General features: G+C 64.4%; 21 protein-coding genes. 9 read left to right on the top strand and 12 right to left on the bottom strand.

All coding sequences use genetic code 11. The features are described from left to right. The 10 genes from VMJ11_RS33865 to phnG all read right to left on the bottom strand — a co-directional run. The coding region (locus VMJ11_RS33865; RefSeq protein WP_325625547.1) for a porin at positions 1-540 on the bottom strand (540 nt) is incomplete at its 3' end. Positions 541-1,034: 494 nt separating this feature from the next. Further along, positions 1,035-2,165, bottom strand: a complete 1,131-nt coding sequence (locus VMJ11_RS33860; protein ID WP_325625545.1) for a succinylglutamate desuccinylase/aspartoacylase family protein — start codon at positions 2,163-2,165, stop codon at positions 1,035-1,037. 304 nt (positions 2,166-2,469) lie between these two features. Next, entirely contained in the window at positions 2,470-3,237 is a 768-nt protein-coding gene (locus VMJ11_RS33855) for an ABC transporter substrate-binding protein (RefSeq protein ID WP_325625544.1), read from the bottom strand. A 497-nt stretch (positions 3,238-3,734) separates the two neighbouring features. Then, entirely contained in the window at positions 3,735-4,868 is a 1,134-nt protein-coding gene (locus tag VMJ11_RS33850; protein ID WP_325625543.1) for an alpha-D-ribose 1-methylphosphonate 5-triphosphate diphosphatase, read from the bottom strand. 98 nt (positions 4,869-4,966) lie between these two features. Next, positions 4,967-5,770: a phosphonate C-P lyase system protein PhnL gene (gene phnL / locus VMJ11_RS33845; RefSeq protein WP_325625542.1), complete on the bottom strand. Its 804-nt coding sequence runs from the start codon at positions 5,768-5,770 to the stop codon at positions 4,967-4,969. Between the two features lie 10 nt (positions 5,771-5,780). Next, entirely contained in the window at positions 5,781-6,551 is a 771-nt protein-coding gene (gene phnK, locus VMJ11_RS33840; protein WP_325625540.1) for a phosphonate C-P lyase system protein PhnK, read from the bottom strand. Further along, complete coding sequence (locus VMJ11_RS33835; RefSeq protein ID WP_325625538.1) at positions 6,548-7,522, bottom strand: alpha-D-ribose 1-methylphosphonate 5-phosphate C-P-lyase PhnJ; 975 nt, start codon at positions 7,520-7,522, stop codon at positions 6,548-6,550. Before VMJ11_RS33835 ends, phnK begins: the two co-directional genes overlap by 4 nt. Next, complete coding sequence (locus VMJ11_RS33830; RefSeq protein WP_325625536.1) at positions 7,519-8,637, bottom strand: carbon-phosphorus lyase complex subunit PhnI; 1,119 nt, start codon at positions 8,635-8,637, stop codon at positions 7,519-7,521. Before VMJ11_RS33830 ends, VMJ11_RS33835 begins: the two co-directional genes overlap by 4 nt. Further along, entirely contained in the window at positions 8,637-9,272 is a 636-nt protein-coding gene (gene phnH / locus VMJ11_RS33825) for a phosphonate C-P lyase system protein PhnH (RefSeq protein ID WP_325625535.1), read from the bottom strand. Before phnH ends, VMJ11_RS33830 begins: the two co-directional genes overlap by 1 nt. Continuing rightward, complete coding sequence (gene phnG, locus VMJ11_RS33820) at positions 9,269-9,796, bottom strand: phosphonate C-P lyase system protein PhnG (RefSeq protein ID WP_325625533.1); 528 nt, start codon at positions 9,794-9,796, stop codon at positions 9,269-9,271. The genes phnH and phnG overlap by 4 nt, the downstream gene beginning before the upstream one ends. A 196-nt stretch (positions 9,797-9,992) precedes the next feature. Between phnG and phnF the strand changes: the two genes are divergently transcribed. The 4 genes from phnF to VMJ11_RS33800 all read left to right on the top strand — a co-directional run bounded on the left by phnF (position 9,993) and on the right by VMJ11_RS33800 (position 13,066). Continuing rightward, entirely contained in the window at positions 9,993-10,748 is a 756-nt protein-coding gene (gene phnF, locus VMJ11_RS33815; protein WP_325625532.1) for a phosphonate metabolism transcriptional regulator PhnF, read from the top strand. Further along, complete coding sequence (locus VMJ11_RS33810; RefSeq protein ID WP_325625531.1) at positions 10,745-11,470, top strand: DUF1045 domain-containing protein; 726 nt, start codon at positions 10,745-10,747, stop codon at positions 11,468-11,470. Before phnF ends, VMJ11_RS33810 begins: the two co-directional genes overlap by 4 nt. Beyond that, positions 11,467-12,018 carry a phosphonate metabolism protein/1,5-bisphosphokinase (PRPP-forming) PhnN gene (phnN, locus tag VMJ11_RS33805; protein WP_325625529.1) on the top strand — a complete coding sequence of 184 codons (552 nt, stop codon included), beginning with the start codon at positions 11,467-11,469 and terminating at the stop codon, positions 12,016-12,018. The genes VMJ11_RS33810 and phnN overlap by 4 nt, the downstream gene beginning before the upstream one ends. 127 nt (positions 12,019-12,145) lie before the next feature. Beyond that, positions 12,146-13,066, top strand: coding sequence for a LysR family transcriptional regulator (locus VMJ11_RS33800; protein WP_325625527.1), 921 nt, complete (start codon positions 12,146-12,148; stop codon positions 13,064-13,066). Positions 13,067-13,089: 23 nt separating this feature from the next. On the opposite strand, the gene VMJ11_RS33795 is transcribed toward VMJ11_RS33800, so the two are convergent. Further along, positions 13,090-13,914: an IclR family transcriptional regulator gene (locus VMJ11_RS33795; protein ID WP_325625526.1), complete on the bottom strand. Its 825-nt coding sequence runs from the start codon at positions 13,912-13,914 to the stop codon at positions 13,090-13,092. Between the two features lie 314 nt (positions 13,915-14,228). Further along, positions 14,229-14,414, bottom strand: coding sequence for a hypothetical protein (locus VMJ11_RS33790; protein WP_325625525.1), 186 nt, complete (start codon positions 14,412-14,414; stop codon positions 14,229-14,231). 137 nt (positions 14,415-14,551) lie between these two features. On the opposite strand from VMJ11_RS33790, the gene cyoA reads away from it, so the two are divergent. The 5 genes from cyoA (at position 14,552) to pcaF (ending at position 20,072) form a co-directional block, all read left to right on the top strand. After that, positions 14,552-15,448 carry a ubiquinol oxidase subunit II gene (gene cyoA, locus VMJ11_RS33785; RefSeq protein WP_325625524.1) on the top strand — a complete coding sequence of 299 codons (897 nt, stop codon included), beginning with the start codon at positions 14,552-14,554 and terminating at the stop codon, positions 15,446-15,448. A gap of 3 nt (positions 15,449-15,451) precedes the next feature. Next, positions 15,452-17,461 carry a cytochrome o ubiquinol oxidase subunit I gene (cyoB, locus tag VMJ11_RS33780; protein ID WP_325625522.1) on the top strand — a complete coding sequence of 670 codons (2,010 nt, stop codon included), beginning with the start codon at positions 15,452-15,454 and terminating at the stop codon, positions 17,459-17,461. Continuing rightward, positions 17,461-18,072: a cytochrome o ubiquinol oxidase subunit III gene (gene cyoC, locus VMJ11_RS33775; protein ID WP_325625521.1), complete on the top strand. Its 612-nt coding sequence runs from the start codon at positions 17,461-17,463 to the stop codon at positions 18,070-18,072. The genes cyoB and cyoC overlap by 1 nt, the downstream gene beginning before the upstream one ends. After that, positions 18,073-18,393, top strand: coding sequence for a cytochrome o ubiquinol oxidase subunit IV (gene cyoD, locus VMJ11_RS33770; protein ID WP_325625519.1), 321 nt, complete (start codon positions 18,073-18,075; stop codon positions 18,391-18,393). A gap of 476 nt (positions 18,394-18,869) precedes the next feature. Continuing rightward, on the top strand, positions 18,870-20,072 hold the full coding sequence (gene pcaF / locus VMJ11_RS33765; RefSeq protein ID WP_325625518.1) for a 3-oxoadipyl-CoA thiolase: 1,203 nt from the start codon (positions 18,870-18,872) through the stop codon (positions 20,070-20,072). The last annotated feature ends 645 nt before the right edge of the window (positions 20,073-20,717 follow it).

Below are 20,717 nucleotides of genomic sequence, written 5' to 3'. Positions count from 1 at the left end.
GAAGCCATACAGGCCGCCGAACGTGAAGCCCGAGATGTTGACGCTCTGGAACTTGACCGAGTTGTTGATGCGGCTCGAGGTCAGCTGGTCGATGTCGTTGAAGTGGTATGCCCAGTTACCCGAAACCGTGTTGCCGCCGGTGGAGTACTGCGAGCCGAGCACGTCCGTGCTGAACGAGTATTGACGGCCGAACGTCAGCGAACCGATCGTGTCCTTCGTGAGACCGACGAAGGCTTGACGGCCGAACATCGCGCCGCCCTGGCCTGCCGCGCCGGTACCGCTGTTGAAGCCGTTTTCGAGCACGAAGATCGCCTTCAGGCCGCCGCCCAGATCTTCTGCGCCGCGCAGGCCCCAGCGGCTGCCTTGTGCCACGCCGTCGCCGTATTGCCACAGGCTGCTGCTGCCGCCCGTCGCGTTCTTTACGTTGCTGTTATAGCTGATACCGGCGTCGATCAAGCCGTACAGCGTGACGCTGCTTTGTGCGTGGGCCGCGCCGGCGATCGTGGCGAGAATAGCGGTGGTCAGAAATTTCTTTTTCAACTGTTGCTCCGGGTAAAGGAAAGTTCACTACCCCGGCCTCTGGTGGGCCGGTTCATGCGACGGGCTGCAATTTAAGGGTCGATAGCGAAAAGAATGTGACGGTAAGGAAATGTAAGCAAATTGTCGTGATTGTGTTGTGTGAATGCGACATAAGCCTTGCGCGCCCGGAGACTTCCGCGCGAAGCCCGCCACCATTGTGTTTGCGGCCGATTTTGGCGACTCTTCGAAACGGCGGACCGCCAAAGTTGGCCTTATAAGAATTCTTCCCAAGCTTTTCGAATTTCTCGGGTTAATGGATTTCCTTGATTCCTGTTTCTGGTTCAATTTGACGAATATCAAAAGCCCATTAACACCCGATCAATGCACGCTTTACATTGCTCAGTACCGTCAATTCATAAAGAAGAAAATTAGTTTTACGAAATAACTGGGATGAAGAAACGCGCCCATAAAAAAAGGGCTCGCGCCAGCGGCGCGAGCCCTCCCGGGGGAAACCGTTACAACGAGAGGAGCGAGCCGCTGCGAATGGGCTTTTCGCCAGCAATGCGCGCGACTTCCATGCCCGCCGTCGCGAAGCGTGCGCTATGGCGCGCATACAACACGCCGCTCACGCCGGCATGCAGCGTCGTTACCGTGTCGGCGATCGGATCGATGATGTCGGCGATCGCCGCACCGGATTCCACCCACATGCCGCATTCCACGCGAAACACGATCACACCGCTCGCCGAGGCGACGATCGGCTCGGTGCCCGCGAGCGGCGTGGCTGCGTAGGCGAGCGGCGGCAGCGGAGCGGCGCTGCCTTCGATCACGCCGCGCTCGATCAGGTAGTCGACGATAGCCTGGGCGTCGTGCTCGGCGTATTCGTGCGAGACGTCGCGCTGGCTGCGCAATTCGATCGTGACCGAAATCGAGCTATGAGGAATGGGGTAGCGCTTGCCGAAGCGCTCGCGCAACTCCGACCAGCAGAAACTGTGGATCTCGTCGAACGGGTTGCCGATCGAGTTGAGCGCGAGCAGCGACGCCTTGGCGTCGAGATAGCGCGCGAGCGGCTCGACATCGGGCCACAGTTCGGGATTCGTGTAGAGGTGCATGGCGGCTTCCCAGTCGCAATGCAGGTCCAGCACGATGTCGGCGTCGTACGAGAGGCGTTGAAGCGCGAGCCGCAGCGAATCCAGCTCCGTTTTCGGCTGCTGCGCGGCCAGCGCTTCACCCATGGCTGCGCGGATGGCCGTGCGGTTGGCGGCTTCGTCGGGGCCAAGACGCGCCTCGATATCCGGCAGCACGAGCGCGGTGAGTTCGTGGAAATTGCGGTTGAAGTTCTGCGCCGTGTTCGACTCGAAGCGGCCGATCAGGTGCCCGAGCCAATGCTGGTTCAAGCCCACCGGGTTGGGTACCGGCACGATCACGACCTCGCCGCGAATGCGGCCTGCGGCTTCCAGTTCCGCGAGTTTGCGTCGCAGCACCCACGAGACCAGCATGCCCGGCAGTTCGTCGGCGTGCAGCGACGACTGGATATAGACCTTCTGGCTGCCGCCGGGTTTGTCGCTGGTTTTGCCGTAGTGGAAGCTGGCGATTTGCCTCTCGGTGCCGAGGGCGGGCGCGATCAACGGGTGGTTTCGGGTTTGCATGATGGATGCGCGTGGCACGGCGGCCCGCGGTTGGCGTTGGGGTTGACGGTTTGACCCGCAAGCGGCTTAAGTGGCCAGTTGGCAAAAACGGTGACAAAAGCGGCGGGACGCATGTCGATCTTAGCCGATTCGCCGTTGCCCCGGAACCCGAACGTCCACCTATACGACGGCCGTCGCCATAAAATACGCAGTCCGAATTAAAAGACGAAGCAAAGAAAAAGCCCGGAGCGGGGTCCGGGCTTACGGGTATCCGCGCGAACCGGGCTGCCGCGATTTCACACGGCGCCGGCGCGAACTGCGGTGATTAGCCGCCGTAGACGTCGAAGTCGAAGTACTTGGCTTCGATCTTCTTGTACGTGCCGTCCTTGATCATGTCGGCGATGGCCTTGTCGATCTTCGTCTTCAGGTCGGTGTCTTCCTTGCGCAGGCCGATGGCGGCCGCGCCCGTCGGGATTTCCTTGCCCGCGAACTGGAAGCCCGTGCCGCGCGGGGTCTTCAGGAAGCCCAGATCGGCTTGCACTTCATCTTGCAGCGCTGCGTCCAGACGGCCCGAGATCAGGTCGGCGTAGACCTGGTCCTGATTCTGGTAAGGAACGACGTTCACACCCTTCGGCGCCCAGTTTTCCTTGGCGTAGGTTTCCTGGATCGTGCCTTGCTCGACGCCCACCGACTTGCCCTTGAGCGAGTCAGCCGTCGGCTGGAGGTTCGCGCCCTTCTTGGCGACGAGGCGCGTCGGCGTGTTGAACAGCTTCGACGAGAAGGCGATCTGCTCTTCGCGCTGCGGGGTGATCGTCATCGACGAGAGCACGCCGTCGAACTTCTTCGCCTTCAGGCCGGGGATCATGCCGTCGAAGTCCTGCTCGACCCACACGCACTTCGCGTTCATGCGCTTGCAGATTTCGTTGCCCAGGTCGATGTCGAAGCCGACCAGCTTGCCATCGGGTGCTTTGGATTCGAACGGTGCGTAGCTGGCGTCGACGCCAAAGCGCACGGTGGTCCAGTCCTTGGCATGAGCGACGCCAGCCGAGACGGCGAGCAGGGCAACCGACAGGGTGGCAAGCAGTTTCTTCACTATGTGTACTCCTCGGGATGGTTCAGGGTGCACCACGTGTGGCCATGCCACCGCGGCGCATTGTCCGGCGCGTCTCGCACCGGAGTTTTTCGTTGTACCCGCCGGCGTGCGGCCGGCGGAGCGCGGCAAGCTTACCAGGTCAAAATTACGGCGTCGCTAGTGTAATACGAATAGTGGGAAAGGCAGCGCGCGAGCGTACGGTCGTGCACTTGTGGAGTTGCGCGCAAAGCCTTGCCAGAAAAGGCTTGCAGGGGATCGGGAAGGTTCGGACCAAGGCTCGCCCGGAAGGCGCTGCGATGTACGGCCGCAACAGTCGGAGCATTGGCGGGTGGCGTTGGCGCGCTCGCGTCAGGTACGTGAAGGGTGGTTGAAATCGATTCGATGGCACGCTGTTGGTTTTGCGTACCAATTTGCCTGCTGACAGCGCCGGGGTGGCGCGCCGTCGGTGCCGCGGTGCAGCAGTCGGTGCGGCAGTCGCGCCGCACCGACTGCATCCATCACACTACGCGCACGCCCGCGCGCCAGGTCGCGCGCGGCACGGGCAGCGAGTCGAGCATCGTCACGCGCACGAAGTCGGCGCGCAGGCCCGGCTCGATGGCGCCGCGGTCAGTCAGGCCGGACTTGCGAGCGGGCTCCCACGAAACCGTGGCGAGCGCGCGCGGCAGCGACCAGTCGGCCTTCGTCACGAGATCGAATGCGGCGGTCAGCAGGCTGGACGGCACGTAGTCGGACGAGAGGATGTCGAGCAGGTCCGCCTGCGCGAGCTCCAGCGCCGAGACGTTGCCCGAATGCGAGCCGCCGCGCACGACGTTCGGCGCGCCCATGATCGTCGCGATGCCGCGCTTTTTCGCCTCCTCGGCGGCCACGCGCGTGGTCGGGAATTCGGCGAGCACGATCCCTTCGGCCGCGGCCTGCTCGACGTGCTCGACGAGCGTGTCGTCGTGGCTCGCGAGGGGGATGCCGCGCGCGCGGCAGCGCTGGACGATCTCGAGGCGGTGCGCGTCGGCGTAGCGCTCCTGCTCGTCGGCCATTTCCGCGAGCATCGTGGCCGTCTGCTCGTCGGTCCACTTGCCGTGGCGCTCCTGGAAGCGGCGCCATTGCGCGCGGTCGTGCCACTGGCGCTGGCCGGGCGTGTGGTCCATCACCGAGGCGAGGCGCAGCAGCGGGTGCTCGCTCAGCGTATCGAAGAGTTCGATCACGTCCTCGGTGGCGATTTCGCAGCGCAAGTGCAGGAAGTGCTCGGCGCGCAGCAGGTTGCGCTCGGAAAAGCGCTTGAGCGCGGCGGCGCTCGCGAGCTGCACGTCGCGGCCGCGCACGCCCACGGCGAGGCGCGTGCCGATGGCGAGCGCGTCGAATACCGTGGTGATGCCGGCCGCCGCGATCTGCGCGTCGTGAATCACGAATGCGGCGTCGGTGTTCCAGTGCACGCCGGGGCGCGGCGCGAGGTGCTTCTCGAGATTGTCGGTATGCAGCTCGACGAGGCCCGGCAGCAGGAAGTCGCCTTCCCAGTCCTCGGCTTCGGGCGTGGCGGTCGTGCCGCGCGAGAGTTCGCGGATCTGGCCGTCTTCCACGCGCAGCGTGCCCGTGAAAACTTCGTCTCGCGTCACGATGCGAGCGTTCTTGATCAACATCGAAAGGCTCCAGAAATCAGGTCTTGTTCAGCTTGATGCGCCGTTTCGGGCGCACATGGTTGAGAGTTTGCACGCGGCGCGTGACAAGCCGTCGTTCATCACGCGATTTCGGCGACGGCCGGCGTCCCGCCGGCCTGCGCGCGCGGGGCGGCGAGCGCGAGCACGCGCGTGGCGACGCGTTCGCGCGTGTCCTCGTCGTGGAATACGCCGACGATCGCCGCGCCGCGCTCGCGCGCCTCGCTAATCAGGCTCGCAACGACTTCGCGGTTTTCCGCGTCGAGCGAAGCCGTGGGCTCGTCGAGCAGCAGCACGCGGTGCTGTGCGATCAGGCCGCGTGCAATGTTCACGCGCTGCTGCTCGCCGCCCGAGAAGGTGGCGGGCGCCAGCGACCACAGGCGGCGCGGCACGTTAAGACGCGCGAGCAGCGTCTGGGCGCGCTCGCGCGCCTCGTCTTCCTCCACGCCGCGCGAGACGAGCGGCGCGGCCACGATGTCGAGTGCGCAAACGCGCGGAATCACGCGCAGGAACTGGCTCACGTAGCCCACCACGTTACGGCGCACGCGCAGGATGTCGTGCGGCGCCGCACCGGTGATTTCCAGATGCTCCAGCGGCGCGCCTTCGTCGCGGATCGCAATCGAGCCGCCGCTCGCGAGATAGTTGCCATAGAGGCAGCGCAGGAAGGTGCTCTTGCCCGCGCCCGAAGGCCCGACCAGCACGATGCATTCGCCGCGTTCCACGTCGAGCGAGACGCCCGCGAGCGCTTCGATGCCGATGCCGCCCTGGCCATGCAGCGTGAAGGTCTTGCGCACGTCTTCGGCGCGCAGCATGAGCGCGGGGCGTTCGATGAAGGCGCGCGTGCCTCGCATGTTGTGTTGCGCGGCGGGTGATGAGGTGAGAGTCATGTCGATCATCCTAGACCGGCAGCACGGAAGCCACCAGCGTCTGCGTATAGGGATGCTGCGGGTCGTCCAGCACCTGGTCGGTCAGGCCCGATTCGACCACTGCGCCGCCTTGCATCACCATGAGCCGATGGGCGAGCAGGCGCGCCACGCCGATATCGTGCGTGACGATCAGCACGGAAAGATGCAGCGTGGTCGTGAGCGTGCGCAAGAGGTCGAGCAGGCGCGCCTGCACGGAAACGTCGAGGCCCGCCGTGGGCTCGTCCATGAAGACGAGACGCGGCCCGGTCACGAGATTGCGTGCGATCTGCAAGCGTTGCTGCATGCCGCCCGAAAACGCCGAGGGCAACTCGTCGATGCGCGTGGCGTCCAGCTCGACGCGCCGCATCCATTGCTGCGCGGTATTGCGGATTTGACCGTAGTGGCGCGCGCCCACGGCCATCAGCGGCTCGCCGATGTTGGCTCCGGCGGAGACGCCTGCGCGCAGCCCGTCGCGCGGATTCTGCTGCACGAAGCCCCATTCGGTGCGAGCCAGCAGACGCCGGCGCGGCTCGGAAAGCGTGCGCAGGTCGAGCGTGTCGCCGTTCGTGCTCGTGTAACGCAGCTCGCCAGAATCGGCTTCGGTGCGCAGCGCGAGCGTGTTGAGCAGCGTGGTCTTGCCCGAGCCCGATTCTCCGACGATGCACAGCACCTCGCCGGGATACAGGTCGAAGCTCACGTCGCGGCAGCCGTTGCGGCCGCCGTATTGCTTCGTGAGGGAACGGGCGCTCAGAAGCGGCGTCATGCGTGTTCTCCCGCGTGGGTTGCAGGTTCTGTGGTTGCGTGCGCATCGATCGTGTCGACGTTTGCATCATCGATCGCATCGTCGTTCGCGCGCCGCTCGTGGCAATAGTCGCTGTCCGAGCAGACGAACATGCGCTTGCCCGCGTCGTCGACGATCATCTCGTCGAGAAAGCTCTCGCGCGAGCCGCACAGCGCGCAGGCGTGCTCCCAGCGCTGCACTTCGAACGGGTGATCGTCGAAGTCGAGGCTCTTCACCGGCGTGTAAGGCGGAATCGCATAGATGCGCCGCTCGCGGCCCGCGCCGAAGAGTTGCAGCGCGGCGTTCATGTGGAGTTTCGGATTGTCGAACTTTGGGATCGGCGAGGGCGACGTGAGATAGCGGCCGTTCACCGTCACGGGGTAATCGTAGGTTGTGGCGATGCTGCCGTGCTGCACGATGTCCTCATAAAGCTCCACGCTGATGAGGCCGTAGTCGGAGAGCGCATGCAGCTTCTTGCATTCGGCCACGCGCGGCTCGAGCCGGAACAGCGGTTCGGGCATCGGTACCTGGTACACGAGGATCTGCTTCTCGGTGAGCGGCGTTTCGGGAATACGGTGACGCGTCTGGATGATCGACGCTTCCCTCGTGTGGCGCGTGGTGGCGACGCCCGTCGTGCGCGCGAAAAAGCGGCGGATGTTCACGGCGTTCGTGGTGTCGTCCGAGCCCTGGTCGATCACCTTGAGCGTGTCGTTCGCGCCGATGATCGCGGCCGTCACCTGGATGCCGCCCGTGCCCCAGCCGTACGGCAGCGGCATTTCGCGCGAGGCGAACGGCACCTGGTAGCCCGGCACGGCCACCGCCTTGAGCAACGCGCGGCGCAGCATGCGCTTCGTCTGCTCGTCGAGGTACGCGAAGTTGTAGCCGGCGGCGGCCTGGGTTTCGTGCGAGGTTACCGTGGCGTTGCTGGTTTGCAGGCTGTCGGGCGCGTTCATGCGGCCTCCTCGTTCTGCGCGTCGGCATCGACGCCTTGTTCGTGCTCGGCGCGCAGGCGTCGCACGAGTTCGAGCTCGGCCTGGAAGTCCACGTAGTGCGGCAGCTTCAGGTGTTGAACGAAGCCCGAGGCTTCCACGTTGTCGCTGTGCGAGAGCATGAATTCGATGTCCTGCGTGGGCGAGGCAAGCGTTTCGCCCAGCTCCTCGGCGCGCAGCGCGCGGTCCACGAGCGCCATCGCCATCGCCTTGCGCTCCGCATGGCCGAACGAGAGCCCGTAGCCCTGCGTGAACTTCGGCGGCACGTCTTTCGCGCCGGCGAACTGGTTGATCATCTGGCACTCGGTCAGCTCGATCTCGCCGATCTCGACGGCTTCATCCAGCTCGTCCAGCACCATTTCTACGGACACCGAACCAAAGCGGATCTCTCCGGCGAACGGGTGCGTGTGCGAGTAGCCGCGCTGCGTCGCATAGCCCATGGCGAGCAGGAAGCCTTCGTCGCCGCGCGCGAGATTCTGCAGGCGCACCGTGCGGTCGGCGGGGAACGCGAGCGGCTCGCGCGAAAGATCGCCGGGTTCGCGCGCCTCGGGCGAGCGTGTTTCCTGCTCGATCAGGCCTTCCTTGTCGAGCAGCGCGAGCACGCGCGGCATCGGCTCTTCGGGCGGTGCTTCGCGGCTCGCGCGGGGCGCGTGGCCGGCGGCATCGTCGCCTTCGGCGAGCAGCGCGAAATCGAGCAGGCGCTGCGTGTAATCGTAGGTCGCGCCGAGCACCTGGCCGCCGGGCACGTCCTTGAAGGTGGCGGAAATGCGGCGCTCCACCACCATGTTTTCCGTTTCGACCGGCTCCGTATAGCCGAAGCGCGGCAGCGTGGTGCGATAGGCGCGCAGCAGAAAGATCGCTTCGACGAGATCGCCCGCGGCCTGCTTGATTGCGAGCGCGGCGAGCTCTTCGTCGTACACCGAACCTTCGGCCATCACGCGCGCCACGGCAAGGCGCATCTGTTCGCGGATCTGCGCGACGCTCAGCTCAGGCACGCGCGTGTCGCCGCGGCGTGCCTCGTCGAGCAGGCGCCACGACGCTTCGATCGCGCGCTCTCCTCCTTTGACGGCGACGTACATCAGTGCATCTCCACGAGAGTGGTGCGTGGCAGGCCCATCAGGCGGTTGCCACACACGAAATAGAAGTCGATGCCGCACGGGAAGTGCGGCGCGAGAGCGGCGCGTTCGCGCCAGAAACGTTCGGGCAAACCGATGGGCGCGATACTGCGCGTCGTTTCGATACCTGGGCCGCGTAGCGAGAGCGGCGCTCCGCCCATGAGCGCGTCCACTCGCACGAATACCGTCGCCGATTGCTCGGGCGATTCGGCCGTGCCGCTCGCGAACGCTTCGAGCGGCGGCAGCGTGGCGGCGTCGTGCACGTAGGCGAAGGCGGCCGCATGCGGTTCCGCCGTAAGCGGCGCGCCCGCATGGAAACGCAGCGCGGCGGCCAGTGCCGCGTCGGGCTGCGCGAGCCAGACCGGTGTCGCGTAGTCGGCCAGCGCGAGCAGCGAGGCGAAGGCCGCAACGCCAGCATGCGTGGGTGCGGGGGAGGCGTCGGCAGCAGGCAGCGGCGTGTCGATCACGCCGATCGTACCGGGACGCGCAAGCGCGTCGAGCAGCGTGCGGAACACGGCCTGCGTGTCGTGCACCGGATCGCCGAAGCCGGGCGCGAGCGCCGCGAGCAGGTCGGGCGTCATATTGCGTTCGTTGCTCATGCGTCACCTCGAACCATCGTGAAGAACTCGACCCGCGTGCTGGCGGCATCGGCGCGGCGCGCTTCGCGCTGCGCTTCGAGGCGCGCGGCGAGCGGCTCGATCAACTGGGCGTGCAGGCGGGCTTGACGCGCGGGTAGCTGGAGCAGGGCGTCGGCGAGCGCGGCAAGTTCCGCGCGGCGCTTGTCGCGGCCCAGATGGCAGGCCACGCCGACGGGGCCGGGCTGGCCTGCGACCGTGCCGTCGGGGCCCTCGGCACCGTCGGCACGCAGGCGCAGCGTGGCGCGCGTGACGGTGGCCTCGCCCAGGTTGAAGGCGTCGCCGGTGCCGCCGATGCGCCCGCGCACCATGGCAAGGCCAGTTTGCGGCGGGCGCAACCAGTCGAAAGCGGGCTCGGGGGCGCCGGCGAGCGCGACGCCCAGCGCCGCTTCGAGCTCGGCGCGCGGCGTGCGCGCGAGAACCGCCATCCATGCGCGCCGGGTAGCGGAGGCGGCCGCGGGGATGGCAGAGGTGGAAGAAGCGTTCATCGGAGTTCCTGTGTCGTGAACGAGGGGAGAACCGGGGCTGCGAACTGCGTCATTGAAGCATCTATTCATCTAAACGTCTAGACGTTCGAAGGTGCAGTTGTCTCACGCAGACGAAGCGGAGGTTTTCATATTTCCATCACGCCTTGCGCACTACAATGCACGAAGCGCTATTGGAACCGAGAGGAATGACAGCACCATGACATCGAACGACGAGGCGCCGGCCAGCCTGCTTGAACGCGGCGCGGGGGTGGCGGTGTGGCGGCAGATCGAGCAGATCCTCGCGGCGGAGATTGCCGCGAAGGGCTTCGGCGAGGACGGGCGGCTGCCGAGCGAAGGCGAACTCGCGCGCCGCTTCGACGTCAACCGCCACACGGTGCGGCGCGCGATGCTCGGCCTCGCGGCGCTCGGCCTCGTGAGCGTCGAGCAGGGCCGCGGCACCTTCGTGCAGCCCGGCGCGATCGACTACACCATCGGCAAGCGCACGCGCTTCACCGAGAACCTGAAGCGCCATCAGCATGCGGCGGCGGGCAAGCTGCTCGCCTCCTCGCGCGTCAAGGCGGACCCCACGGTCGCCAAGGCGCTCGGCTTGCGCGCGGGCGCGCTCGTGTACCGGCTCGAAACGCTGCACGAATCGGACGGCGTACCGCTCACCTATGCGCGCAGTTGGTACCCGGCTGCGCGTTTCGCGGACCTGCCCACCGTCATGGAGCGCGTGGACAGCACCTCGAATGCGCTCGCCGAATACGGCGTGACCGACTATCTGCGCAAGTGGAGCCGCATCGGCAGCGTGCTGCCCGAGGCCGAGGTGGCGCGGCGCCTGAACATCAACCGGCAGCAGCCGGTGCTGTGGGTGGAGAACGTCGACGTCGATCTCGAAGGTGTGCCGATCAAGTACGGCATCACACACTTCGCAGCCGATCGCGTGCAATTGATGGTGGAGCACGAGGTATGAGCGAACTGCGGCAAGACTGGAGCGAGGCCGCGCGCTTCGCGCTCTACTATGCGCCGCCGTGCGAATCGGCGTGGTGGCAGGCGGGCTGCGCGTGGCTTGGCCGCGATCCCGAAACCGGCGCCTCGCTCGCGCCGCCGCAGCCCGCCGGGCTCGCCCAGCCTCTCGATGCCCTGACGGTGGCGCCGCGCCGCTACGGCTGGCACGGCACGCTCGTGCCGCCGTTCCGGCTCGCGGCGGGCGTAACGCCCGAAGCGCTCTACGCGGCCGCCCAGCAATGGGCGCAGCGGCAAGCGCGCTTCGAGGCGCCGGTCGAGGCGGCGACGCTCGGCCGCTTCGTCGCGCTACGCCCGGCCGACGAAGCCGGTGAAACGGCATTGCGCGAACTCGCCGCCAACGCGCTGCGCGCGCTCGGCTCGCTGCGCGCCCAGCAAACACCCGCCGAACTGGCGAAGCGCCTCGATGCGCCGCTCACGCCGCGCCAGCGCGCGTACGTCGAGGAATGGGGCTATCCGTATGTATTCGAAGAATTTCGCTTTCACATGACGCTTTCCGATTCACTGAACGACGCGCAAACGTGCGCGCAACTCGTCGATACCTGGAACACACAGATGCGCGGTGCAGGCGCGCTGCCGGTGCAGGGCGCGGCGCTCTTCGTCGAACCGCAGCCGGGCGCGCCGTTCGCGCTGTGGCGTCGCTTGCCGTTCGCGGAGGCTCGCGCATGAAGGGCGGTCTGATCTACGTGATGGGGCCTTCGGGCGCGGGCAAGGATACGCTGCTGCGCTTTGCGCGTGAGCGGCTCGCCGCCGAAGGCGTGGTGTTCGCGCATCGCTACATCACGCGCGAGGACGGCGGTGGTGAGAACCACATCGCGCTCACCGAACCCGAATTCGAGGCGCGCTCGCAGCGCGGCCTGTTCGCGCTGCAATGGCGCAGCCACGCGTTGCGCTATGGCGTGGGCGTGGAGATCGACCAGTGGCTCGCGCTCGGCTGCACCGTGGTCGTGAACGGTTCGCGCGCCTACGCAGGCGAGGCGTTCGAGCGCTACCCGCACATGACGCTCGTGCACGTCGAGGCGGCGCAGCACGTGCTGGCCGCACGTCTTGCCTCGCGTGCGCGCGAGACGCCCGAGCAGGTCGCCGCGCGACTCGCGCGACGCGCGCCATTCGAGGTGCCGCCGGCCGCGTCGTTCTCGCGCATCGACAACTCGGGGCGGCTCGAGGAGTCGGGCGAAACGTTCATCGAGGTCGTGAGGCGGGTCGCGTCGCGCTAGCGCGAAAGCGATGCTCGATGCCTTGCTTAGCTGCCGCTTAAGGACTCGCATCGGCTGGGGGATTTTTGGTTGAGCGCGGTTGCCATGAGAAGATGAACGCGACTCGCGAACTCAAAAGAGAATGACCTTGGACCGATTCCAGGAGATGCAGATTTTCACGCGTATCGTCGACCGCCGCAGCTTCACGCAGGCGGCCGAGGATCTGAACCTGCCGCGCGCAACGGTTACCAATTCGATCAAGCGGCTCGAAGCGCGCCTCGGCGTGCGCTTGCTCGAGCGCACCACGCGCCAGGTGAAGCCGACGCTCGACGGCGACGCCTACTACCTGCGCTGCACGCGTCTGCTCGCGGACCTCGAGGAAACCGAGGAGGCATTTCGCGACCCCGATCCGCAGGGGCGCTTGCGCGTGAACATGCAGGGCACGCTCGCGCAGTACTTCGTGGTGCCGCGTCTGCCCGACTTTCTCGCGCGCTATCCGCGCATCGAGCTCTTCATCGGTTCCGGCGACCAGTACGTCGACCTCGTGCGCGAGGGCGTGGACTGCGTGCTGCGCGCGGGCGAGCTGGCCGATTCCTCGATGATCGCGCGGCGCGTAGCGCTGCTTGAGCAGGTGACGTGCGCGAGCCCTGCGTATCTCGAACGGCACGGCGATCCGGAGTCGATCGAGGCGCTCGACGGCGAGCGAGCCGGCAAGCCGGGAAGCCTGCACCATCGGGCCGTGAGCTACCTTTCGCCGGCCACTGGCCGTGCGCATCCGCTCGAATTCACGACACCCGAAGGCGTCACGAGCGTGACGCTGCCGGGGCCGGTGGCCGTGAACGGCGCGGATCTCTATACGGCCGGCGCGCTGGCGGGGCTCGGCATCGTGCAGGTGCCGCGCTACCGCGTGCGCGAACTGCTCGCCAACGGCGAGCTGTGCGTCGTGCTGCCGGCACATCCGCCGCCGCCGATGCCGGTTTCCGTGCTGTATCCGCAGAGCCGCCAGCTCTCGCTGCGCGTGCGGACCTTCGCCGACTGGCTCGTGCAGCTGTTCGCGGAAGTCAGCTAGGCTCGCCGTGCGGCGAGGCGTTCTCAGGTGCGGCGCGCGACCATGCCGGATACGCGCGCCGCGGCTTGCTGAAGCGGCTCGAGGAAGGTCTTCACCATCTGTTTGGCCGACGTGCGCTGCGCGTTGCCGCTGATGTTCATCGCGGCGATCACGCGGCCGTGCCGGTTGCGAATGGGCGCGGAGATCGAGATGAGACCGCCCTCCAGCTCCTGATCGACGATGGCCCAGCCCTGCTGGCGCACCTGCGCGATGATCTTCTTGAGCTCACCGATATCGGTGACGGTGCGCGCCGTATGTGCATAGAGCGGCGTGGAGGCGAGCGTCTCGTCTAGCGCGCCCTCGTCGAGCGATGCGAGCAGCACGCGGCCCATCGAAGTGCAGTACGCGGGCAGGCGGCTGCCGATCGAGAGGTTGATCGTCATGATCTTGTGCGTGGGCACGCGCAGCACGTAGACGATCTCGGTGCGATCGAGCACGGCCGCCGAGCAGCTCTCGTGCACTTGCTGGGAAAGCTCCTCCATCACCGGCTCGGCGAGGTTCCAGAACGGCATCGACGTGAGGTATGCGAAGCCGAGGTCGAGGATGCGCGGGGTGAGGCGAAAGAGCCGACCTTCGGCTTCCACGTAGCCGAGCGTCTGCAGCGTGAGCAGGATGCGGCGCGCGCCCGCGCGCGTGAGGCCGGTGGCGGCGGCGACGTCGGTCAGGGTCTGCTCGGGATGCTCGGCATTGAACGCGCGGATGACCGAAAGCCCGCGCGCGAACGACTGCACATAGGAGTCGCCCGGCTTTTCGGGGATCTCCGGCGGTTCGGCGGAACGGTCGGGCGAGGCACTGGAAGCAGAATTCATGGGCGTGACGGTCGGGCTTGCTGAGGCGCTTGAAGAAACTATCAAGATAGCGTAAGCGATCGGTTTCGCCAACAGGCGCCGCGGCGGGGCCGAGTGTTCGGGTGGGCGTGGAAGTCGATTGTACGGCTCGCGAGGAGCATGCGACATAAGCGCACGCTATTTCATTTTGCGTCCGGTTATTTGACTACAGTCAATTAATGAAGGGGTGAAAATATTGACGCGAAATTTTTCGGGATATAGGTAAAAATAATTCCGCCAATAAATTAATTCCGATATAAAGCGAAATTGAGATTCGAATGAATCGGCACGCTTTATTACAAATCTTTAGTCAGATCCATCAGTACTTTTCTCTCTTCATCGTGGCCACGCTCGCTAAATTTGCTCTTGGCCTGCCGGGCCAGGATCGAGGCTGTACCGCGCGCCTGAATGGCTGAAAGCTCCCGGAAAGATAATTGCGGCTTTCCGTCGCGCTTGCATGGGCAAGATTTGACCCGCTTCATAAACTTTAGCGTAGATCAAATTTTGAGATTGTTCGTTTCCGTAGAATCGCGCTGAATACTAATGGGTGCATATTGCTTAGCAATTTAGCGATGCAAATGTGTTGGGCGTTCAGGTGGTTAACGGAAAACAGGCAAACATGACACACAGAAAAGCCTTTAAAAGGTGGTTAGTCCCCCTCGGCAGCGGGCTGCTCGTTTCTCTTGCGGGGTGCAGCGGAAATCTTGCTGTGCTCGACCCGAAAGGCAGCGTGGGCATGGCCGAGAAGTCGCTCATCGCCACGGCCACATGGGCCATGCTGCTGGTCGTGGTGCCCGTCATCATCCTGACGCTCGTGTTCGCATGGCGCTACCGGGCCTCCAACCGCAACGCAACCTACGCGCCGAAGTGGGCCCATTCCACGGCGATCGAAGTGGTGGTCTGGGCGATTCCGGCCGCGATCATCCTTTTCCTCGCCATCCTCACGTGGCGTACCTCGCACGAACTCGACCCGTACAAGCCGCTGGAGTCGAGCGTGAAGCCCATCAACGTCGAAGTCGTCGCGCTCGACTGGAAGTGGCTCTTCATCTATCCGGACCTCGGCATCGCCACGGTGAACCAGCTGGCCGTGCCGGTCGGCACACCGGTCAACTTCCGCATCACGTCGGACGCGGTGATGAACTCGTTCTTCATCCCGCAACTGGGCACCCAGGTCTACGCCATGGCGGGCATGCAAACCCGGCTGCACCTGATCGCCGACGAAGCAGGCGACTACGCCGGCCTCTCGTCCAACTATAGCGGCCGCGGCTTCTCGGACATGACGTTCCGCACGCTCGCCTCGAGCCAGCAGGATTTCGACGCGTGGGTGCAGAAGGTCAAGGCCTCGTCGACGCAGCTTTCGATGGATGAGTACGCAACGGTCTCCCAGCCGCAGGAAAAGGCGCCCGTGCAGTACTTCTCCGCGGTCGACCCGAAGCTCTTCAATAACATCATTGCGAAGTACAACAACGGCCACGTTACCGATTTCCGGGACGCTGCCTGCGGCACGAAGGGGTAACGCATGTTCGGCAAACTGACATTAGAGGCGATTCCGTTCGATCAGCCAATCATCATGGGCGCAGCGGCGTTCATGGCGTTGATCGTCGTAGGCGTGCTGGGTCTCGTCACCGTGACCGGCAAGTGGAAGTACATCTGGAGCGAGTGGCTCACGAGCGTGGACCACAAGCGCATAGGCGTCATGTACATGATCGTGGCAGTGCTCATGCTGGTGCGCGGCTTCGCCGACGCCGTCATGATGCGCATCCAGCAGGCCATCGCGCTGGACTCGCCCGGCTACCTGCCGCCGCATCACTTCGACCAGATCTTCACGGCGCACGGCGTCATCATGATCTTCTTCATGGCGATGGCGCTCATGGTCGGCTTCTTCAACCTCGTCGTGCCCTTGCAGATCGGCGCGCGTGACGTGGCGTTCCCGTTCCTGAACTCGCTTTCCTTCTGGATGACGGCGATCAGCGCGATCCTCATCAACCTGTCGCTCGTGGTCGGCGAGTTCGCGAAGGTGGGCTGGCTCGCATATCCACCGCTCTCCGAGCTGCAGTTCAGTCCAGACGTGGGGGTCGACTATTACATATGGGCCGTCCAGCTCTCGGGTGTCGGCACATTGATCACGGGCGTGAACTTCTTCGTGACGATCATCAAGATGCGCGCGCCCGGCATGTCGCTCATGAAGATGCCGGTGTTCACGTGGACCGCGCTGTGCTCGAACGTGCTCATCATGGCCACGTTCCCGATCCTCACGGTCGCCGTGGCGCTGCTCGGCCTCGACCGCTACATCGGCACGCACTTCTTCACGAACGATGCCGGCGGCAACCCCATGGTTTATCTGAACCTGATCTGGGCGTGGGGCCACCCCGAGGTGTACATCCTCGTGCTGCCTGCGTTCGGCATCTATTCGGAAGTGATGGCCACGTTCTGCAAGAAGCCGCTGTTCGGCTACAAGACGATGGTCTACGCCTCGTGCGCGATCATGGTGCTGGCGTTCCTCGTGTGGGCGCATCACTTCTTCACGATGGGCTCGGGCGCTGACGTCAACGCGTTCTTCGGCATCGCGACCATGATCATCGCGATTCCAACCGGCGTGAAGATCTTCAACTGGCTGTTCACGATGTATCGCGGCCGCGTCCACTTCACCGCGCCGGTGCTCTGGACCATCGGCTTCATGGTGACGTTCTCGATCGGCGGCATGACCGGCGTGATGATGGCGATCCCGGGCGCGGACTTCGTGCTGCACAACTCGCTCTTCCTCGTCGCGCACTTCCATAACGCCATCATCGGCGGCGTGGTGTTCGGCTACCTCGCGGGCCTGCAGTACTGGTTCCCGAAGGTGTTTGGCCTGAAGCCCAGCGAGAAGCTCGGCAAGGCGTCGTTCTGGTGCTGGTTCGTCGGCTTCTACGTGGCCTTCGTACCGATCTACGTGCTCGGCTTCATGGGCGCGACGCGCCGGACCAATCACTACAACGTGGCCGAATGGCAGCCGTACTTCATCGTGGCCGCGATCGGCGCTGCGATCATCGCCGTGGGCGTCGTGTTCCAGGTCCTGCTGTGGGTGATGGCCTTCGTGAACCGCAACAAGGCGGAATGCAAGGACGTGACCGGCGACCCTTGGGACGGCCGCACGCTCGAATGGGCGACCTCGTCGCCGCCGGCGGTCTACAACTTCGCGGTCATTCCGCACGTGGAAGATATCGACGCCTTCGCGCACATGAAGGAAACGGGCCGCGGCCTCGGGCTCGCACCGAAATACACGGACATCCATATGCCGTCCAACACGGCGGCGGGCCTCGTCATCGGCCTGTTCAGCCTCGTGCTTGGTTTTGCGGCTGTGTGGCACATCACGTGGCTCGCGGTGCTCGGGTTCGTTGGCGTCGTTCTGACGATCATCCTCAAGAGCTTCGGCAAGGACGACGGTTACTACATTCCGGCCGCGAAGGTTCGCGAGATTGAAGAACGGCGCTTCGGCACGGCCGTTGCCGTGGATGAGCGCGACATGGTCGCCGTGGAGGCAAACTGATGTTACAGAAAACCAATACGGCAACCCTTGCCGACTTCGATCATCACGATCACCCGCAGTCGCACTCGGTATTCGGATTCTGGATCTACCTGATGACCGACTGTGTGCTGTTCGCGGCACTGTTCGCCACGTTCGGCGTGCTTGGCCACCAGTTCGCTGGCGGCCCCATGGGCAAGGACCTGTTCGACATCCCGGGTGTCGCGCTCGAAACGGCCGTGCTGCTGCTCTCGAGCATCACCTACGGTTTCGCGATGCTCGGCGCGCACCAGCGCAAGAACGGTGTCGTGCTCGGGTGGCTCGCCGTCACGTTTATTCTGGGTGTGACGTTCCTCGTGTTCGAACTGCGCGAGTTCTCGCATTTGATCGAAGAAGGCGCGGGCCCGCAGCGCAGCGCGTTCCTCTCATCGTTCTTCACGCTCGTGAGCACGCACGGCCTGCACGTGTTCTTCGGTCTCGTGTGGATGGTCGTGTTGATGCTGCAGGTGTTGCGTGTGCCGCAACTGGGCGAGCAGGAAATCCGTCGCCTGACGTGCCTGAGCCTCTTCTGGCACTTCCTCGACATCGTGTGGATCTGCGTGTTTTCTTTTGTCTATCTGGGGAGCGTGCTCTAAATGGCTCATACTCATGCGCAGTCCCATGGCAGCCTCGGCAGCTATGCGGCGGGCTTCGTCCTCTCGGTCCTGCTGACGGCGGGCGCATTCGGCGTCGTCCTTCACGGCGCGCTGGATACCACTACGGCCATGATCGTGATCGCCGTGCTCGCTTTCGTGCAGGTGATCGTGCATCTGGTGTTCTTCCTGCATTTGAACATGTCGCCGGGGCAGGGGTGGAATGTCCTTTCGCTTGCCTATACAGTGCTGGCCGCTGCGTTCCTGATCTTCGGCACGATCTGGGTCATGCACAATGTCGGTATGCTCATGATGTCGCGCTAGGCATCTGTGGCATCAGCGGGCGCCTTGCGCCCGTTTGAATGCCTGAAGCAGACGAAGGCCGCGTGGACGCTTGTCCTCTGCGGCCTTTTCGCTTTTTGGCGCCAACTTCGCGCGCTTGACACCCGTCCCGCGTGACGCCTATCATGGGCAGAAATGTTCGATCAACGACCATAGGTTCGTCAGTCGAACAAATCGCACAGGGACGTGCGCGTTCGAACTCCCTTTCTCGCCCGCGCAGTCCGTCTATCTCAACCACCCTTGCATGGCATCGTATCCAGGGTTATGGGGCCGGAGTAAGCTATGCGACCGGAGTAGGTGCTGTGTGACTGGAGTCGGTGCTGAAACAGCAACGCCAGTCGGGACACCAAAACCGGTCGACACGCTGGCTCTGGCTAACACGCCAGATGCGATCGACTGCTTAACATGGGACCAGAGCAAGGCGCGCAAGCTCCAACGCTGGTCGACAGGAGACTCATATGACGGAAGCATTCATCTGCGACGCGATTCGCACGCCGATCGGCCGCTATGCGGGCGCCCTTGCTCAGGTTCGTGCCGACGACCTCGGCGCGGTTCCCCTGAAGGCGCTGATGGAGCGCAACAAGGAAGTGGACTGGACGGCGATCGACGACGTGATCTACGGCTGCGCGAACCAGGCTGGCGAGGACAACCGTAACGTCGCGCGCATGTCGTCGCTGCTGGCGGGCTTGCCACAGGCCGTGCCGGGCTCGACGGTCAACCGGCTGTGCGGCTCCGGCATGGATGCCGTGGGTATTGCCGCGCGCTCGCTCAAGGCTGGCGAAACGGGGCTGATGATTGCGGGCGGTGTGGAAAGCATGAGCCGTGCGCCGTTCGTCATGGGCAAGTCGGCAAGCGCATTTGCGCGCGACGCTGCGATTTACGACACGACGATCGGCTGGCGTTTCGTCAATCCGCTGATGAAACAGCAGTACGGTGTGGATTCGATGCCGGAAACGGCGGAGAACGTCGCTGTCGATTACAACGTGAGCCGTGCCGACCAGGACGCGTTTGCGCTGCGCAGCCAGCAGAAGGCGTCGCGTGCGCAGGCCGATGGCACGCTCGCGCAGGAAATTGTCGCGGTTACCATCGCGCAGAAGAAGGGCGATGCGCTCGTCGTTTCGCGCGACGAGCATCCGCGCGAGACCAGTCTCGAAGCGCTTGCCAAGCTCAAGGGTGTCGTGCGGCCGGACGGCTCGGTCACGGCGGGCAATGCTTCGGGCGTGAACGACGGTGCTTGTGCGCTGTTGCTTGCCAATGAGGAAAATGCGAAGCGCTTTGGGCTTACACCACGTGCGCGCGTGCTGGGGGTGGCGACGGCGGGTGTCGCGCCGCGTGTGATGGGCATTGGGCCCGGGCCGGCTACGCAGAAACTGCTTGCGCGCCTGAACATGACGATCGATCAGTTCGACGTGATCGAGCTGAATGAAGCGTTCGCTTCGCAGGGTCTTGCGGTGCTGCGCATGCTTGGCGTTGCCGATGATGATCCTCGTGTGAATCCGAATGGCGGTGCTATTGCGCTGGGGCATCCGCTCGGGATGAGCGGGGCGCGGCTCGTTACGACCGCGATGTATCAGTTGCATCGTACGCAGGGGCGTTATGCGCTTTGTACGATGTGCATCGGGGTGGGGCAGGGGATTGCTATCGCTATTGAGCGCGTTTGAGCGCTGGGCACTATTTGATAATGCGGAAGCCGCGGGTCTTTGGATTCGCGGCTTTTTTTGCCTTTTTTGCGCGGGGCGCGGGTTTTGCCGTGGTTCTTGCTGATTTGGCCTTTTCTTGTTTTCGTGTCGGTGTGCAAGCGTTGCCCCTGTGCGGGGCGGCACCTACTTTTCTTTGCAGCGGCAAAGAAAAGTAGGCAAAAGAAAGCCGCTCAAACCGCTAATGCTTCGCCTTGCATCACTCGCCTTCAAACGAAGTGACAAAGCGCTCTTCCTTCCGGCGGCGCTGCGCGCCCCGTTGGGCATAACCAAAACCAGTGGTTGGCTCCCTTTCTCATGGAAGACTGAACAGCGCGGTTGTTTTCCCTTGCAGACCCGTCCGCGACGCGCGTAGCGCGGAGTGGGATGAATGAGTCCTTTGTCACTAACATCAAGGGTGCGAGGTAACAGACGCTCCGGCACCACTCCGAATGATGGCGAGTGGTGCAAGGCGAAGCAATGGCGGTTTGAGCGGCTTTCTTTTGCCTACTTTTCTTTGCCGCTGCAAAGAAAAGTAGGTGCCGCCCCGCACAGGGGCAACGCATGCATACCGACACGAAAGCAAGAAAACGCCAAAGCCCCAAGCCCGCGACAAGCAAACCCGAGCAA

This window comes from Paraburkholderia sp., from assembly GCF_035501035.1.
GTDB lineage: Bacteria > Pseudomonadota > Gammaproteobacteria > Burkholderiales > Burkholderiaceae > Paraburkholderia.
This window is presented reverse-complemented; position numbering and strand designations above follow the sequence as displayed.

Bases quoted from the DNA above. Each gene is read 5' to 3' on its own strand.
- VMJ11_RS33860 (WP_325625545.1), bottom strand. From the start codon at position 2,165: ATGCAAACCCGAAACCACCCGTTGATCGCGCCCGCCCTCGGCACCGAG.
- VMJ11_RS33850 (WP_325625543.1), bottom strand. From the start codon at position 4,868: ATGTTGATCAAGAACGCTCGCATCGTGACGCGAGACGAAGTTTTCACG.
- phnL (WP_325625542.1), bottom strand. From the start codon at position 5,770: ATGACTCTCACCTCATCACCCGCCGCGCAACACAACATGCGAGGCACG.
- phnK (WP_325625540.1), bottom strand. From the start codon at position 6,551: ATGACGCCGCTTCTGAGCGCCCGTTCCCTCACGAAGCAATACGGCGGC.
- VMJ11_RS33835 (WP_325625538.1), bottom strand. From the start codon at position 7,522: ATGAACGCGCCCGACAGCCTGCAAACCAGCAACGCCACGGTAACCTCG.
- VMJ11_RS33830 (WP_325625536.1), bottom strand. From the start codon at position 8,637: ATGTACGTCGCCGTCAAAGGAGGAGAGCGCGCGATCGAAGCGTCGTGG.
- phnH (WP_325625535.1), bottom strand. From the start codon at position 9,272: ATGAGCAACGAACGCAATATGACGCCCGACCTGCTCGCGGCGCTCGCG.
- phnG (WP_325625533.1), bottom strand. From the start codon at position 9,796: ATGAACGCTTCTTCCACCTCTGCCATCCCCGCGGCCGCCTCCGCTACC.
- phnF (WP_325625532.1), top strand. From the start codon at position 9,993: ATGACATCGAACGACGAGGCGCCGGCCAGCCTGCTTGAACGCGGCGCG.
- VMJ11_RS33810 (WP_325625531.1), top strand. From the start codon at position 10,745: ATGAGCGAACTGCGGCAAGACTGGAGCGAGGCCGCGCGCTTCGCGCTC.
- phnN (WP_325625529.1), top strand. From the start codon at position 11,467: ATGAAGGGCGGTCTGATCTACGTGATGGGGCCTTCGGGCGCGGGCAAG.
- VMJ11_RS33795 (WP_325625526.1), bottom strand. From the start codon at position 13,914: ATGAATTCTGCTTCCAGTGCCTCGCCCGACCGTTCCGCCGAACCGCCG.
- VMJ11_RS33790 (WP_325625525.1), bottom strand. From the start codon at position 14,414: ATGAAGCGGGTCAAATCTTGCCCATGCAAGCGCGACGGAAAGCCGCAA.
- cyoA (WP_325625524.1), top strand. From the start codon at position 14,552: ATGACACACAGAAAAGCCTTTAAAAGGTGGTTAGTCCCCCTCGGCAGC.
- cyoB (WP_325625522.1), top strand. From the start codon at position 15,452: ATGTTCGGCAAACTGACATTAGAGGCGATTCCGTTCGATCAGCCAATC.
- cyoC (WP_325625521.1), top strand. From the start codon at position 17,461: ATGTTACAGAAAACCAATACGGCAACCCTTGCCGACTTCGATCATCAC.
- cyoD (WP_325625519.1), top strand. From the start codon at position 18,073: ATGGCTCATACTCATGCGCAGTCCCATGGCAGCCTCGGCAGCTATGCG.
- pcaF (WP_325625518.1), top strand. From the start codon at position 18,870: ATGACGGAAGCATTCATCTGCGACGCGATTCGCACGCCGATCGGCCGC.